General features: G+C 29.2%; 18 protein-coding genes. 6 read left to right on the top strand and 12 right to left on the bottom strand.

All coding sequences use genetic code 11. The features are described 5' to 3' along the window. Window positions 1-4 precede the first annotated feature (4 nt). From MHH94_RS00315 to MHH94_RS00305, 3 genes are all read right to left on the bottom strand, one after another. Window positions 5-808 carry a hypothetical protein gene (locus MHH94_RS00315; RefSeq protein ID WP_058590984.1) on the bottom strand — a complete coding sequence of 268 codons (804 nt, stop codon included), beginning with the start codon at window positions 806-808 and terminating at the stop codon, window positions 5-7. Between the two features lie 246 nt (window positions 809-1,054). Further along, window positions 1,055-1,678 (bottom strand): hypothetical protein, encoded by a 624-nt coding sequence (locus tag MHH94_RS00310; RefSeq protein ID WP_058590985.1) that lies wholly within the window; start codon window positions 1,676-1,678, stop codon window positions 1,055-1,057. A 171-nt stretch (window positions 1,679-1,849) separates the two neighbouring features. Beyond that, entirely contained in the window at window positions 1,850-2,728 is an 879-nt protein-coding gene (locus tag MHH94_RS00305; RefSeq protein WP_081047135.1) for a LysR family transcriptional regulator, read from the bottom strand. Between the two features lie 123 nt (window positions 2,729-2,851). Here MHH94_RS00305 and MHH94_RS00300 point away from each other — a divergent pair, with 123 nt between their 5' ends. From MHH94_RS00300 to MHH94_RS00285, 4 genes are read left to right on the top strand one after another with little or no spacing between them, the layout of a single operon-like run. After that, window positions 2,852-3,421: a sugar O-acetyltransferase gene (locus MHH94_RS00300; RefSeq protein ID WP_199189700.1), complete on the top strand. Its 570-nt coding sequence runs from the start codon at window positions 2,852-2,854 to the stop codon at window positions 3,419-3,421. Window positions 3,422-3,454: 33 nt separating this feature from the next. After that, window positions 3,455-4,198 carry an SDR family oxidoreductase gene (locus MHH94_RS00295; RefSeq protein ID WP_107609484.1) on the top strand — a complete coding sequence of 248 codons (744 nt, stop codon included), beginning with the start codon at window positions 3,455-3,457 and terminating at the stop codon, window positions 4,196-4,198. Window positions 4,199-4,226: 28 nt separating this feature from the next. After that, window positions 4,227-4,973, top strand: a complete 747-nt coding sequence (locus MHH94_RS00290; RefSeq protein ID WP_058590987.1) for an SDR family oxidoreductase — start codon at window positions 4,227-4,229, stop codon at window positions 4,971-4,973. 18 nt (window positions 4,974-4,991) lie between these two features. After that, a complete protein-coding gene (locus MHH94_RS00285; protein ID WP_058590988.1) occupies window positions 4,992-5,339 on the top strand; it encodes a cyclophilin-like fold protein in 348 nt (115 codons plus the stop codon). A gap of 135 nt (window positions 5,340-5,474) precedes the next feature. Here MHH94_RS00285 and arsC read toward each other — a convergent pair whose 3' ends face one another. From arsC to MHH94_RS00255, 6 genes are all read right to left on the bottom strand, one after another. After that, window positions 5,475-5,876, bottom strand: a complete 402-nt coding sequence (gene arsC / locus MHH94_RS00280; protein ID WP_107609559.1) for an arsenate reductase (thioredoxin) — start codon at window positions 5,874-5,876, stop codon at window positions 5,475-5,477. Between the two features lie 17 nt (window positions 5,877-5,893). After that, window positions 5,894-7,183, bottom strand: coding sequence for an arsenite efflux transporter membrane subunit ArsB (gene arsB, locus MHH94_RS00275; RefSeq protein ID WP_107609561.1), 1,290 nt, complete (start codon window positions 7,181-7,183; stop codon window positions 5,894-5,896). 2 nt (window positions 7,184-7,185) lie between these two features. Beyond that, window positions 7,186-7,500 (bottom strand): ArsR/SmtB family transcription factor, encoded by a 315-nt coding sequence (locus MHH94_RS00270; RefSeq protein ID WP_107609560.1) that lies wholly within the window; start codon window positions 7,498-7,500, stop codon window positions 7,186-7,188. Between the two features lie 165 nt (window positions 7,501-7,665). Next, a complete protein-coding gene (gene merA / locus MHH94_RS00265; protein ID WP_075578240.1) occupies window positions 7,666-8,988 on the bottom strand; it encodes a hypothiocyanous acid reductase MerA in 1,323 nt (440 codons plus the stop codon). Then, the gene (gene hypR / locus MHH94_RS00260) at window positions 8,975-9,409 is read right to left on the bottom strand and encodes a redox-sensitive transcriptional regulator HypR (RefSeq protein ID WP_075578239.1); all 435 of its coding nucleotides are present in this window, start codon (window positions 9,407-9,409) and stop codon (window positions 8,975-8,977) included. Before hypR ends, merA begins: the two co-directional genes overlap by 14 nt. Window positions 9,410-9,522: 113 nt before the next feature. After that, entirely contained in the window at window positions 9,523-10,485 is a 963-nt protein-coding gene (locus MHH94_RS00255) for a M23 family metallopeptidase (protein WP_107609540.1), read from the bottom strand. 702 nt (window positions 10,486-11,187) lie between these two features. Here MHH94_RS00255 and MHH94_RS00250 point away from each other — a divergent pair. Next, the gene (locus MHH94_RS00250; RefSeq protein WP_048540334.1) at window positions 11,188-11,544 is read left to right on the top strand and encodes a DoxX family protein; all 357 of its coding nucleotides are present in this window, start codon (window positions 11,188-11,190) and stop codon (window positions 11,542-11,544) included. Window positions 11,545-11,965: 421 nt separating this feature from the next. Here the strand turns inward: MHH94_RS00250 and MHH94_RS00245 are convergent, their stop codons facing one another. Then, window positions 11,966-12,310, bottom strand: coding sequence for a MerR family transcriptional regulator (locus MHH94_RS00245; protein ID WP_158258779.1), 345 nt, complete (start codon window positions 12,308-12,310; stop codon window positions 11,966-11,968). Window positions 12,311-12,384: 74 nt separating this feature from the next. Here MHH94_RS00245 and MHH94_RS00240 point away from each other — a divergent pair, with 74 nt between their 5' ends. Further along, window positions 12,385-13,161, top strand: a complete 777-nt coding sequence (locus MHH94_RS00240) for an SDR family NAD(P)-dependent oxidoreductase (protein WP_078355410.1) — start codon at window positions 12,385-12,387, stop codon at window positions 13,159-13,161. Window positions 13,162-14,177: 1,016 nt separating this feature from the next. Here MHH94_RS00240 and MHH94_RS00235 read toward each other — a convergent pair. Both MHH94_RS00235 and MHH94_RS00230 read right to left on the bottom strand, forming a co-directional pair. Beyond that, on the bottom strand, window positions 14,178-14,696 hold the full coding sequence (locus tag MHH94_RS00235) for a hypothetical protein (RefSeq protein WP_340839279.1): 519 nt from the start codon (window positions 14,694-14,696) through the stop codon (window positions 14,178-14,180). Window positions 14,697-14,714: 18 nt separating this feature from the next. Beyond that, window positions 14,715-15,044: an alpha/beta fold hydrolase gene (locus tag MHH94_RS00230; protein ID WP_340839278.1), complete on the bottom strand. Its 330-nt coding sequence runs from the start codon at window positions 15,042-15,044 to the stop codon at window positions 14,715-14,717. Window positions 15,045-15,169 lie beyond the last annotated feature (125 nt).

Below are 15,169 nucleotides of genomic sequence, written 5' to 3'. Positions count from 1 at the left end.
AATTTTAATATCTTATATTTTCATATTCTTTTCTTATTAGTTCTTCATTATTTTTAAAAACCTCAGTAATACTAATGAAATTTTTAAAAATTGTAATAAGTGCAATTATAAATAGATTACTAAAAACCCAAATCTTATCGTCTATAAAATCTGGTCCTTTTGTTAAACCAATTAATCCTACAATAATTATTAACACCCATCTTAGAATAACAACAGATAAAAGTGATAACTTATTTTTCATGATTCTAATATTCCTTAGTCTTAAAATAACATCAGAAACAAAATAGTTATGCTCTTTGTAGTCTTCATTAACTGAGAATCCACTTTCTCTATTTATCTTTTTATAAAATTTACTCAACTTATTTTCTTCTAATCTGTCATCTAAAACTTGATATTGTATTATTCTATGAGATTCAGTTACTTTTTGTTTTAAGAGTAAGCCTGAAATATTACCTACTTTAAAGAAGCTAAATGATAATCTTATTTTCATCTCAAAAAATATTTCAACGAGAATTCCTATAAACATAATGAAGTTTGTAATAACTAATAAAACTATAGTTAATGAATCATTATAAAATGTCCATTGCTTATTCACATAAAAATGACTATTTATTATTAATAATACAAAATATAAATGTACAATCAAATTACATATAAATATCAAAAAAATTGATACTAAGTTTTCTAGCTTATTTGTTAATATCCTTCTATTAGCATATGAATAAAAAAACAAAAATATTGGACTTAGTAATGTAATCAAACCACCAAGAACTTTCACAAACTCAAAACCACTATTAATCCATTCCATTTATAACACCTCAATTTATTTCTATAATTCTATATCTATACCGTAATACGGACTAGCCATAAAAGTAGCTTTATAGTTAGCTCGTGAGGCTGGCTTTAACTATTGTTTTTCAGAGCTAATAATTAGTTGCGCTTGTTCAATCATGAACTCATACAATTTAAGTTACTGATTGATTTTTTAAGACTCTACTTATAATTTAAAACTATAAAATATATTTTTTAAATCATAATCAATTAAAATTCTATATTAATCTTCACTTTCTATTTCATTGTTTTGCATAAGTTCTAAACAAGCTAATTGAATAAAACTTCTATATCTATAAACAAGATCATCATCAAAAAGATAGCCGCCATTCCTATCAATATCTCTAACTGTATGGTATATACTTTTAATAATTTTAGTTGGTTCATAGTTCTCATTTTGAAAGTCTTTTGTAAGAAATTCAAAAGCATTATATAAATGTTCAATAGTTTTAATATGACCATTTTTCGCTACTTCTTTAAAAACCTTTTCTGGTAAATTAATCAAAGAAAAGTACTCATTAAATTTATTATTTTCTTCTGTTGTATTTGGTCCTACTCCTAAGTGAATATTATCTCTTGGATCTTCTCCACCTAACTGAAGAATTTGAAAACTTTCAGATGATTCCATTTCATCTTTTAAACGACCAATTTCTGCTAATGAAACACTTACTCTACCTGCATTATTTTCAAAATTAATTTGACGAATCCTATTTAATAAACCTGAAATTTCTTTTCTAAATACTAAAATTACAATCAATAAAAGTAATGGGAAACTGAAGTTTTTATATAAATACGCTGAATATTTTAAAACTTGCTCTAAAATAATACTAAAATTTGATATTTCCAAGAATACACCTCATTTGTATAGAATAATATAATGATAGAGAAGAACTAAGAGGTTTTTCATCAATCATAAATTAATGATGCGAAAATAATTTCTATATTGTCTTTACTTAAATGCTAAATATTCCCCCACCTACTTATGATAACTTTCTGCTTATCAGTTGATAATGCGGTTTTATTTTTCACTATTTAAAATGTCTTTCAGTTGGTTTAAAAATAATTGTGCAGGTACAGATAATGGTTTTTCTTTTTTCCACACTACACTTAACTTTGAAGTGATATCTTGCTGAAATGGTATAAATTTTAGTGATGTATTATAAGTATTTACAATACCTCCCAAGCATAAAGCGTGACCTACACACTCTTCAACCATAATGGAAGCATTATAAAGTAAATTGTACTTCGCTACGATATTTAATTGTGCATCCTCAAGATCTAGTTCATTCAAAATCATTTTCTTTACACCTTGTTGCCTTGATATGATTAATGGTTTATTAATTATTGATTCTGCACTCATTTTATCCATGTCTTTAAATTCTGAATCATGCGTCGTCAGTATACCCCAGACATCTGTTCTATTTAATGAAATTGAATCGTAATTAATTTTATTAATTGGTTCTATAATAACACCAAAATCTATAACACCGTCATTAATTTTCTCTAAAATTTGTTCAGCATTTCCACTAAACGTATCAAAAATAATTTGATTATGCTCTTTTCTCAATACTTTTATGGCCTTCGCAATCGGTTTAATGCTACTAGATTCTGCCATGCCTATATGAACTTCTCCAAATATTTCTTTGTGTGTGATATTAGAAGTTGTTTTATCTACTAAATCAATTATATCTCGTGCTTTACTTGCTAAATAATGGCCTTCGCTTGTTAATTCTAAATATTTACCTTTTCTATTAAATAACTTTACAGATAGCTCTTCTTCTAAATCTTTAATTTGTCTCGAAAGTGTCGGTTGTGTGATATGTAATAATTTTGCTGCAGCGCTAATATTCCCTTCAGCTACAACTGCTAAAAAATATCTCAGTACTCTATTTTCCACATGTGCCCTCCTATGCTTAAAAAGTATAATACAACATTCAATATAGGCATTTGTAATATTTATAGTAGCATTATAACATTATATGTGTAATCATTCTCAAGTAATTTATTGGAGGGAATTTTATTGTTTAGTCATGTACTTAACGAAAATATTTGGAATAAAGTTGTCGAAGAAGACGAACATGTATTCAAACAAATTCATGAAATTGTTGATGTAAATGCTAAATTAGTTTCAAAGCTCAATGCTTCCTATCACACTCACACTGAAACACTCGCATTATTATCTCAAATTATCGGACAAGAAATTGATTCGAGTGTAGGGATCAACTTACCTTTATATACGGATTTCGGAAAGCATATTTCTATTGGAAAGCATGTTTTTATTAATAGTAATGTTATGTTTACTGATTTAGGAGGTATCACTTTAGAAGATCATGTGTTAATTGGACCACGCGCTAATTTGCTTACTGTAAACCATCCTCAAGATCCTAGACAAAGAAGAAACCTTATCGTCAAACCCATCACAATTAAAAGGAATGCTTGGATAGGTGCCGCTGCTACAATCCTCCCTGGGGTTACAGTCGGTGAAAATGCCATTGTTGGCGCAAATGCTTTAGTTACTAAAGATGTTCCTGCTAATACAGTAGTTGGCGGTACCCCAGCCAAAATGATAAAAGAAATCAAGTCATTATAAATACATTTACTTAATGAAGCGAGGGATAAATATATGGCAATTAAAGATAAAGTAGTCGTTATTACTGGTGCAGCAAGTGGCATGGGGAGAGCAAATGCATTACGCTTAGCACACGAAAATGCCAAAGTCGTTTTAGCTGATATTAGAAAGGAAAAGTTAAATCAAGTAAGTGAAAAAATTGAAGGTCAAAACGCCACTTTCTTAACTAAAGTCACTGATGTCACTAATAGACTTGAAGTAGAAGAACTTGTTAATGATACTATAGAAAAGTTTGGAAAAATTGATGTGCTCATTAATTGCGCTGGTGTTATGCCTCAATCTTACTTATATCATAATAATTATGAAGAATGGGAACTAGGTATCGATGTAAATATTAAAGGTGTCTTATATAGTATTGGCGCCGTTTTGCCTATCATGCATAGACAAGCATCTGGTCACATTATAAATATTTCATCTATCGGTGCTCATACTATTATTCCAGGAGGAGCAGTATATAGTGGCACAAAATATGCAGTAAAGGCAATAACTGAGGGATTACGCCAAGAAGAAGCAGAATTAGGAAAAAATGTACGAGTAACAAGTATTTCTCCTGGTTCTATTGATACTGAATTCACTCACTCTATTAGAGATCCGAAAATTAGACAACAATTTGATCAATTGAGTGAAAATGCTATTGATTCAGATTCCGTAGCACGCATCATAGCTTTTTGTATAAACGAAGAAGAAAAAGTTGGTCTTAATGAAATTATCATTCGCCCAACAAATCAAATATTATAAATAATTTTTAATAAGGAGAGGTTGAATTATGACAATTAAAGATAAAGTAGTCGTTATTACTGGAGCTTCAAGTGGTATTGGTGAAGCTACCGCTAAACTTTTGGCACAAAAGGGTGCAAAACTTGTACTTGGTGCTAGAAGAGAGGACAAATTGAAAACAATCGTTAATGAAATTAACAAATCTGGTGGAGAAGCCGTTTATGTCGTTACTGATGTAACAAGCATTGAAGATAACAAAACGCTAGTCAATAAAGCTAAAGCACAATATGGAAGAATTGATGTTATATTTTTAAACGCTGGTTTAATGCCTAATTCACCACTTTCAAAATTAAAATCTGATGAATGGCATGACATGGTTGATGTAAATATTAAAGGCGTTTTAAATGGAATTGAAGCTGCTTTGCCTGAATTTATAAAACAAAAGTCAGGACATGTTATTGCTACTTCATCTGTGGCAGGCTTAAAAGCTTATCCAGGAGGCGCTGTCTATGGTGCCACAAAATGGGCAGTTCGTGATTTAATGGAAGTATTACGTATGGAATCCGCTCAAGAAAAAAATAATATTAGAACAGCTACGATTTATCCTGCAGCAGTGAAAACAGAATTATTAAATACCATTACAGATCCTTCTACTGCTTCTAGTACTGAAACAATGTATGACGAATATCAAATATCTCCTGATAACATTGCAGAAATAGTAGCATTTGCTATCAATCAACCTGAAAACACTAATATAAATGAGTTTACTGTTGGACCAACTAATCAACCATGGTAAGTGAGGTGAGTTACGATATTGAACACAGCTAAAATAAAGGTTGAAGATACAATATTTACTGCAAATTTTTTTGATAACCCGACTGCAATTGAAATAGAAAATCTTTTACCGTTGAAACTAACGATGAAAGAATTAAATAATAATGAAAAATATTATAATTTTCCTCAAAATTTTTCAAAAAATCCTCAGTTTATCAAACAAATTAACAAGGGGGATATCATGTTATACCAAGATAACTGTCTCGTTATCTTTTATAAAGATTTTACAACTAATATTCAATATACACCCATTGGTAAAATAAATAATGTAGAAAATCTTGGAATCATAGATAATTCCTCAGATATTTCAGTATCTTTTATAATCTAACATAAAGTAACTTAAATTTTTATTTATTTATGTGTGTATCAAGTATTATATATCATATAATTACACCCTATTCAATTTTCGAGAAATATTTCTCAATAATTTCAATTGTATAAACGATATAAAGAAACGCTCGCATTATACGAGCGTTTCTTTATATTCTTGTATTCTACTTCCGATTTCATCTCTAATACGTTGAAATTCTGACCATTCTTTTCCTGCTGGATCATCAAAGCCCCAGTGTTCTTTTTTGACGTTAGGTGGTATGATGGGACAATTATCATCTGCATTGCTACATAATGTTATGACTAAATCTGATTGTCTTAAGATATCATTATCAATCAAGTCTGATGTATGATTTGAGATATCAATACCTACTTCTTTCATAGCTTCTACTGCTTTTGGATTAACACCATGTGTTTCAATACCAGCTGAATAGACATTCCAATCTTTACCTAATATTTTCTTTGCCCAACCCTCAGCCATTTGACTACGACAAGAGTTGCCAGTACATAAAAAATAAATTGTTTTCTTATCCATATTTAAAGCCTCATTTCTTAAAATATAATTAGTGTGAGATATAAACCTAAGAGTGTGACAAATAGTACCGGGATAGTAATAATGATTCCAGTTTTAAAATATATTCCCCACGAAATCTTTACACCTTTTTGTGTTAACACATGTAGCCACAATAATGTTGCTAATGAACCAATCGGTGTGATTTTTGGTCCTAAATCAGAACCTATTACATTGGCATAAACCATACCTTCTTTAATGGTTCCTACTACATTAGATTGTCCAATCGCTATAGCATCGATTAAGACAGTAGGCATATTATTCATAATGGATGATAAAAATGCTGATATAAAGCCCATGCCCATAATACTACTGAATAATCCATGATTTGAAATATTAGATAATACATCAGCTAAAATTGATATGATGCCAACGTTTTTTAATCCAAATACAACTAAATACATCCCTATAGAAAATAGAACAATATTCCATGGTGCACCTTTAATTACTTGTTTAGTATGAACTGCTTTAGATTTACGAGCTAAGATCACAAAGATAAGTGCAATCGTACAAGTAATGATTGAAACAGGGATTTGAATAAACTCACTAACAAGATAGCCTACAAGTAATATTGCTAATACTAGCCAAGAAATCTTAAATAATTTTAAGTCTTTAATTGCATCATTTGGGTTCATAAGATTCTTTTTTTCGAAAGTTTTTGGTATAGATGTTCTGAAATAAAGCCATAATACAAATATGCTAGCGATCAGAGAGAATATATTTGGAATAATCATTCGACTAAAGTACTCAATAAATCCAATATTGAAGTAATCAGCAGAAACGATATTTACTAAATTACTCACAATTAATGGAAGTGATGTAGTATCAGCAATAAATCCACTTGCAATAATAAAAGGGAATATCGTTTTTTTACTGAAACCCAAATTTCTTACCATCGCTAATACAATTGGCGTTAAGATTAAAGCCGCACCATCATTTGCGAAAAATGCAGCTACTATTGATCCTAATAGCATGATATATACAAACATTTTTAAGCCGTTACCGTTTGAAGCTTTGACCATATGTATTGCAGACCATTCAAAAAATCCAATCTCGTCTAATATTAATGAAATAAGAATAACAGCTACAAATGTTAAAGTGGCATTCCAAACGATACCTGTTACCTCTAGTACATCAGAAAAGCTAACAACACCTGTAATAATAGAGATGACCGCCCCAATTAAAGCTGTAATACCAATATCTAAACCTTTAGGTTGCCATATCACAAAGATTAAAGTTAAAAGAAAAATTACAATTGCTAAAGTCGTCATCATCAACATTCACCTGATTTTATATTTTTACATACACAACGTTGGTTAGATGTGTTAATAATGTTTATATTTTGATTGAGCTCATCTAAAATAACATGATTAAGTTGATACATATGTTTGTTACCATCTTTACGTGTATAAACTAATTCGTTATCTACCAATAACTTCATATGATGACTGAGTGTTGGTTGTGAGAATTGAAAGTGCTCCAACAAATCACAAGCACATAATTCACCACAAGAAAGTAAGTCTAATATTTCCAATCTACTTGGATCTGATAACACTTTTAATATTGTTGAGAGTTCTTTATAAGACATATATGTACCTCCTAGATATTATATAGATATGTGTTTGATTGTCTCGTAATTACAAATATTAAAATTGGGATTTAAGAGTAGTTACTATAGTTTAATTAAAAAAGGCACATCCACATTATTGAACAATTGCTCAATATGTGATGTGCCTTTTTTAAAATTTAATATTTAAATATTAAATAAATCATTAAATGATTCTATCATAGTAGGATGTGTATATATATTGTCACGTAAAACTGTATAGTCAATATTTTGGTCAATAGCTAGTTTTACTAAATTAATGATTTCCTCGGATTGTAAACCATATAAGGTAGCGCCAAGTATTTTATTTGTTGTTGCGTCTATCACAACTTTAAACAGACCTCTAGGGTCATTATTAATTTTGTGACGAGGTATATTACTTACTGGTAGTTTACCTTCTTTAATTTCATACCCTTGTTCTTTTGCTTCTTTAGCAGTCAATCCTACACGAGATAATGGAGGATCTATAAATACCGTATAAGGTACTGCACCTCTATTTTCTGTAGTGCGAGCACCTGAACCGAATAATTTGTCTTTAACAATTCTAAAGTCATCTAAAGAAATATAAGTGAATTGCATGCCACCTTTTACATCACCTATTGCATAGATATGTTTTACAGCTGTTTCCAACTGATTATTGACTTCTATTTCGCCACGTTCACCTAGTTTAATATCAGTGTTTTCTAAATTTAAGTCAGTATTTGGCTTTCTACCAATTGCGAGTAATACCGCTTCTGCTTCAAAATCACCTTTATTCGTTTTAGCGATTGTATATCCATCTTTATCTTCAAATTCTGAAGTTTGGGCACCTAACTCGAATTTTACACCTTTATCTTCTAAATCTTTAATCGCATGTGAAACGATTTCTTCATCTTCTCTTGCCATTAGTTTGTCATTAGCTTCTAATACAGTCACTTCTGTATCAAAGTTCGAAAACATAGATGCGAATTCTAAAGAAATATAACCTCCGCCAACAATAACTAATCGTTTAGGTTGCTCACGTAAATTCATTATTCCTGTAGAATCGTATAAATGCTTAGATTCTTTAATACCTTTAATATCAGGAATAACTGGTATTGCACCAGTGTTTATCACAATGTCATCTGCTGTTAAAGTATCTACTACTTTGCCTTGCTCATCTAATAATTCTACTTCCGTATTGGATTTAAAGCTAGCCTTGTAATCTAATACCGTTATATTTTTATCGTCTGCTAAGTTATGATAATTCTTTTTATTAAGGGCCGTTACGACTTCTTCTTTACGCTCAAATGCTTGATTGAACGAACCACGCTCTAATCCTTCGTGCACTAATGTTTTAGATGGAATACAACCGATATTTATACATGTACCACCATACATTTTTTTGGATTGTTCAACAACTGCTACTTGTTTCCCTTGAGCCGAAGCTGTTTTTGCTAGTGTTTTTCCACCTTTACCAAACCCTAAAATTAATAAATCATACTTTTTCATTGTAACCCTCCATTAATATATCGTTTAATATATCTCCAATAGAAATATTTTGATAATATTTTTCAATTATTTCAAATTCTCTTCGATGATAGTTTGACATTACTCGACTCATTTCATTTGAGATTTTACAGTCACTTTCTTTTGTACCTGTATAAATTCTGCCAAATGATTGACTAGAAGCGAATAATTTAAATAAATTGGATAATGGCGTATCTAACACATTACCATTTATACGATACCCTCCATATTTGCCCTTTTGTGTTGTAATGTAACCTTCTTCTAATAGTTTGCTCATAACTCTTCTTAATTGCACAGGATTAACACAAACTTTTGATGACAATTCGACACTACTAAATCTTTCAGATGAATGTTTACTTAAGAAAGTTAATACGTGAACTGCGATATTAAATTCTAAATTCAATGAATCATCTCCTTTTTAAATGTAACTATAATAATTACATTTAAACATATCTACTTCTTAAGTTCAAATAAAAAAATCACGCCTATAATAAGACGTGATTTTTTCTTATAAAATTATTGATTGTTGTTGATATAAGAATCTGGATTAACTGAATATTGATTACCTACGCCACCTTGCATACGTTGGAAATGTAAGTGAGGTGCTGTTGAATTACCAGTATTACCTGATTGTCCAATTTGTTGACCTGCTTTTACTTCGTCACCTTTATTTACATTTAATTTATTCATATGCATGTACCATTGATAATAATCACTATTTTTCTCTTTTATTGTTACTTGGTTACCACCACCGTAGTTACTCCAACCACTTTGAATCACAGTTCCATCTGCTAAAGCGTATACAGGGGTATTTTCTTCCATAGCATAATCTACACCGTAATGTGCACCACCGCCGTGATATTGACCATATTCTTGTAACTTTTTATTTTTAGTAAGCCAATTTGATGAAGCTTCTGCATTACCTTTGGCTTCCTTAGTGTTTGCTGCATCGTTGTTATGAGTTGATTGTTCTTTAGAAGAAATATTGTTATATTGAGCTGATTCTTGATTATCATTTGTTTCATTAGAAGTCGCTACATATCCATTACTTCCTGTTTCATCATGCTTATCTGTTTGATTATTATTTGCTAGCGTTTCTTTATTTGTTTCAGATGTTTGATTTTCATTTCCATTATTTACTTGATAACCTTTATCCTTAATTGTTTGATTTGATTGAGATGGTGAATAATCATTATCATCTTTTACAAAATAGTAATAATGCGTAGCACCATTTTGATCTAATTCATACGATTTATACTCTTTACGATCAAACATAGATTGATTCCAATTACCGTCTAATGTGTGGTGATAGTTCCCTTTACTATCTATTGTATAATAAACACCATTTTCAATTCCCGTATAGTTGTGAGTATTTTGCGTAGATACACTACTTTGTTCTTCAGCTTGTGCATCTTGTTGAGCAATACTCATAGTTAGAATTCCAATAGTCGCTATTGAAGTTGTTAATATTTTTTTCATTTTAATAAACCTTCCTTTTCTTTAACTATAGAACTCAATCTATCACGTGCTTTAATGAAAATAAATACTTGTAATCGATTTGTGCATACTAAATAAAAAGCTGTAATATTTCCAAAATAATATTACTGATTTCTGAATTTTTGATATTAATGTAAACTCTTATTTCACATAAGGTGTATGCTTTAAAAGGACTATTTTTTCAAAAGACTCATTACAAACTAAGAATCTAATAACGTTCAAAAGATAACTAAATAGATGTTAATATTACTCCTAAAGTAAGATATTAAATTAGAAGGCATTTAAATGATACACTTCGCTTATTAGTGATTTTGCGATATAAAGTTAAAATATGGTGCGCATAGCTTACCGTTCACCATAAAATTTATCTATCACATTTTTTTAAAATTAAAACTCTAACACTTTTAATAATTAAAAATTTAATATCATTTTGATTTAGATCACATAAAAGAAAATACAAATGAAGTATTGAATAGCAGGTTGTTTTGTTCATAGACCCTAACTTCTCTTGCTTAATGTATAATTTTCATAAAAAATCGACCTCTTTTTGAGGTCGATTTTCTTTGCCTGCAAGAAATGGCTATATTGATATGCTTATTATAAAGTAGAAAATTGTCGTATTTTTGTCGTTTTTTATTTTTATTTTACCATGTTATAATATAAAAATTATAGGAGGTATAAAAAATGAATTTAGGAATTTTATTTATTCGACTATTTTTAGGTATTACTTTTATTATACATGGTAGCCAAAAAGTTTTTAGTGGTTTTGGCGAGCCAATGAGCATGATGGAATCGTTAGGAGTTCCTGCCTTTATTGGCATTATACTGGCTCTCTTTGAATTAATAGGTGGCATTCTAATTGTGTGTGGTTTATTTATTAATTTCATGGCTAGTGGTTTCATAGTTATCATGTTAGGTGCTTTATTTACAGTACATTTAAAACAAGGTTATATGGATTCAGAATTTGTTGTTGCATTACTAATCATGAGTGTTTCTATGTTATTATCTTATGATTGGAAAAAAACAATTCAATTATATTAATAAAATGATTGTTTTTATTTAGGATGAATGTCTATAGGTCTAAACAAAGAAGCAGATAACTCACTATGAGCTGTCCGCTTCTTTAGTCCACTTATTTATAGATGGTGGTCTCATAGTTATTTATTTTTATCCTATATAGTATACTTTCTATATAGTTCAGATTAAACCTACAACAATTAATCATGTGGTCGCTATCGATTTAGCGTTATTTTGTTATATATTCATACCTCTAAACAAAAGCATAGCAATACTTATTATTATATTTCTACTGCTTCCTAATGGTTTAAAATAATCATCCCAGTTATATAAAGCGTTCAACACTATATTAAGTATTTTCGCTAAACCTATTCCAAGCATTCTACATACAATCATATAATGTCTTAATAACTTCAATATTCCATTATAAAAGATATATAAGGTGTCAGTCTCTTAACATTCCAATTTTATATATTATATGATCAAGCTCTTCTTTCTTTTGTTCTAATTGCTTAATTGTTAATAACCTTTGCTTTTCTAACATTTCCAATCTTTTATATTTTGTAGTTTCCCCTTTTTCAACAAGAAATTTAAACTCTTTTATTTCTTTTAATGCCATCCCTGTACCTCTTAAATGTTTTACAAATGTAATCCATCTTATATTTTCTTCGGAATATACACGCTTGTTACTATCATTTCTATAATCTGGCGAAATTAATCCCTTTTCTTCATAAAATCTCAAAGTTTTTATAGGTAAATTTGTAATTTTCGAAACTTCTCCTATGAACAATTTGCTTGACCTCCAGTAACTGTACATATTTATACTATTAATTGTACAAAATAAATCAATATGGAGGTAATAAAATGACTTTTTCAAATAATACAATTTTAATCTCAGGTGGTTCTTCAGGTATAGGGCTAGGTTTTGCAAAAAAATTTTTAGAATTAGGTAATCAAGTAATCATTACAAGTCGTTCTAAAGAAAAGTTAGATTCACTCGTAAATTCACATCCTAATCTTTATGGTTATATAGTGGACGTTACAAATGTTGAATCAGTATATTCACTAAAAGAACAAGTTTTATTAGATTTTCCAAACCTTAACGTATTGTTTAATTCTGCAGGAATCATGAAATCTTTTGATCTATTTGATGATAATGTGAATCCTCAAATGTTACATTCAGAAATAAATACTAATTTAATAGGTACTATTAATATGACGAAAGTGTTCTTAAGTCATCTGATTAAACAAAATACCCCCTTAATTATTAACGTGTCAAGTGGTCTTTCCTATGTATCTTCTGCTGCCCATCCTATTTATTCAGGCACTAAATCAGCTGTACACATGTTTACTGATGCAGTACGTGAACAGGCTATTTATAAAGGATATAACCATTTAACGGTAATGGAATTAGTTCCACCATTAGTAGCTGAGACTAATTTAGAAGAACATGCTCCAATAGATGCACCTAACAATATGAAACTTTCTGATTTAATTGATCAAGGTATTGAAGCAATTCAACAAAAAGTAATTCGATTAGATGCAGGTTATGCAAAAGAAATGCATCGTCAAGCATTAAAAGATTCTGATACATTTACTCATACTACAGCTCAAGTAATGTTACCTAGATATTTTTCATAATCTATAAATTTGGCGACATTTTTTGGGCATATCTTTTCAACAGAAATGAGCACTTAAAAAACAAATTATTCACATTATATTTTATAATATTGTTCAAGATTTTAATCAAGTGCTTTTAATTTGCTTAAATGAAGCGTTTCTTTGAAAGAATTCGATATCCAGCATGAGCAGTCATTAAAGAGAGTGGCTATGATTAATATTTTAATAATCGAGCTAGTCATAGTTTAGTATATGAGTATATGAATCCCCATCATTCCAAAAAAGACCACGACATTATTTGTCGTGGTCTTTGACCTAAATTTAGTATATTTTTAAAGACTTTTAAGAATATATTCATTATATGACTACTAAAATTTTACCGTTTTTAATATCTATTAAGCAATTTACAAGTTGTTCACTTATAAGTGAATTTCATTCTAGCAGTGCTTTTTCAATATTAATTACATCTGCATTTCATTTTAATATAATAGAATCTATTTTTTGTTTTATTTGTGATAACTTTCTGCTTATATCAGTAAAACGTGAGGTTTTTTCACATTTAAATTTTCATGATGAAAAGTAGTCCGATTAATAGAAAGAAGTATCGCTTGGATTTTACGCTCTTCTTTTTATTACTTATAATTTATACATTACTAAGGTAATTTACTATAATGACTGAAGTTCTAGGAAATCCTTTCCTATTAAGAATTGTTCTTACTTTGCCTAAAAATTTTTGACTTTTATTTAAGTTTAATGATCACTTCTTTTAACATTATATATGAATTTACAAATTGTGACTGATTTACTATTCATATATAATTCACGCTTTAATAGATTATCCTCATTGATGTTAAAAATAATATATCTAATTACTTCTTTATTTTAAAAACGATAAATATTCTTAAGTTCAGCGATAATTTTTAATGATAAACTCTAATATCACCTTAATTTATATAAGTCAGTTCTCCACTGAATTTATCATGTAATTCACGATTTTTTTCGAAAATGATTTTATTACTTAATTGCTTCTTAAGCTTCTACTTAATCATTTTCTCTAATAACTTTATATTTTGAATAACCTCTTCTGGATTACTCAAGTGTATTTTATGGGTTGTATTTGGGATATATTTCACTGTGTTGATTCTACTTATTAATCTTTGATTCTCAATCAACTTATGCCATGTCGATTCAAATAAGCACGCTTCTTTATAAGGTATATTTTCCTTTACTAACTCTTGGATACTATAATTTTTATCCCTTCCTAAAACTATTAGCGGTAAATTCATTTGTTTAAATTCTTTCTTTATGAGTTTCGTATCTTTTCTCCAATTTGACACTTCATAGAACATTGCTCTATATAAGTTAGGAAACGTATAAAAATTAATTAATTCATCATTATATTGAGATATATCGATTTCTTTTTTTATAGCTTCTTTATCCAGTTCTTTCATTTTGTCACAAAACTTTATAAAGTCTTCTTCTGTCGTTCCCTTATTTAACTCAGGTGCATCTAATTCATCTAATATTTGTTCATCAACAGATGTTGAATATATCAATAATATAGATTTAACACGTTATTGATACATTTGTATAAAACGCTGTACGCATAATCCACCGTGTGAGTGTCCTCCTAAAATCACTTTATCTTTTATTAATTTTTCATCTAACATCTTAGATACTATTTTAGACGTATGCGTTACGTTTAAATCATTTGTATTTATAGTACTTTCACCCAAACCGGGTCTATTAAATAATATACATTGATAGTTATCTTTTAATCTCATAGCAATTTCTCTAAACTCACTTAAATGACTATATAATCCCGTAAAAAATATAATTGGTTGCCCTGTCCCATAAATTTCTATCTCTAATAACCCTTTATCTAATTCAACTAGTTGTTTCATAAGACATCCCCTTCAACATTTTTTATTTGACTACCGTTATGATAAATACAGATATAAATACAATGATACATACACTCAATATATTATTTGCCTCTCTAGAAGAGTTATAATCCACTTCCATTTAT

The sequence above is a fragment of the Mammaliicoccus sp. FSL K6-3158 genome, from assembly GCF_038005105.1.
Classification (GTDB): domain Bacteria; phylum Bacillota; class Bacilli; order Staphylococcales; family Staphylococcaceae; genus Mammaliicoccus; species Mammaliicoccus sciuri.
The sequence above is the reverse complement of the archived record's forward strand: the minus strand, read 5'-3'. Positions and strand labels throughout refer to the sequence as shown.

Excerpts from the sequence above, each read along its gene's own strand:
- MHH94_RS00270 (WP_107609560.1), bottom strand. The coding sequence starts at position 7,500 with ATGTCTTATAAAGAACTCTCAACAATATTAAAAGTGTTATCAGATCCA.
- MHH94_RS00295 (WP_107609484.1), top strand. The coding sequence starts at position 3,455 with ATGGCAATTAAAGATAAAGTAGTCGTTATTACTGGTGCAGCAAGTGGC.
- MHH94_RS00240 (WP_078355410.1), top strand. The coding sequence starts at position 12,385 with ATGACTTTTTCAAATAATACAATTTTAATCTCAGGTGGTTCTTCAGGT.
- MHH94_RS00255 (WP_107609540.1), bottom strand. The coding sequence starts at position 10,485 with ATGAAAAAAATATTAACAACTTCAATAGCGACTATTGGAATTCTAACT.
- merA (WP_075578240.1), bottom strand. The coding sequence starts at position 8,988 with ATGAAAAAGTATGATTTATTAATTTTAGGGTTTGGTAAAGGTGGAAAA.
- MHH94_RS00315 (WP_058590984.1), bottom strand. The coding sequence starts at position 808 with ATGGAATGGATTAATAGTGGTTTTGAGTTTGTGAAAGTTCTTGGTGGT.
- MHH94_RS00250 (WP_048540334.1), top strand. The coding sequence starts at position 11,188 with ATGAATTTAGGAATTTTATTTATTCGACTATTTTTAGGTATTACTTTT.
- arsC (WP_107609559.1), bottom strand. The coding sequence starts at position 5,876 with ATGGATAAGAAAACAATTTATTTTTTATGTACTGGCAACTCTTGTCGT.
- MHH94_RS00290 (WP_058590987.1), top strand. The coding sequence starts at position 4,227 with ATGACAATTAAAGATAAAGTAGTCGTTATTACTGGAGCTTCAAGTGGT.
- arsB (WP_107609561.1), bottom strand. The coding sequence starts at position 7,183 with ATGACGACTTTAGCAATTGTAATTTTTCTTTTAACTTTAATCTTTGTG.
- MHH94_RS00230 (WP_340839278.1), bottom strand. The coding sequence starts at position 15,044 with ATGAAACAACTAGTTGAATTAGATAAAGGGTTATTAGAGATAGAAATT.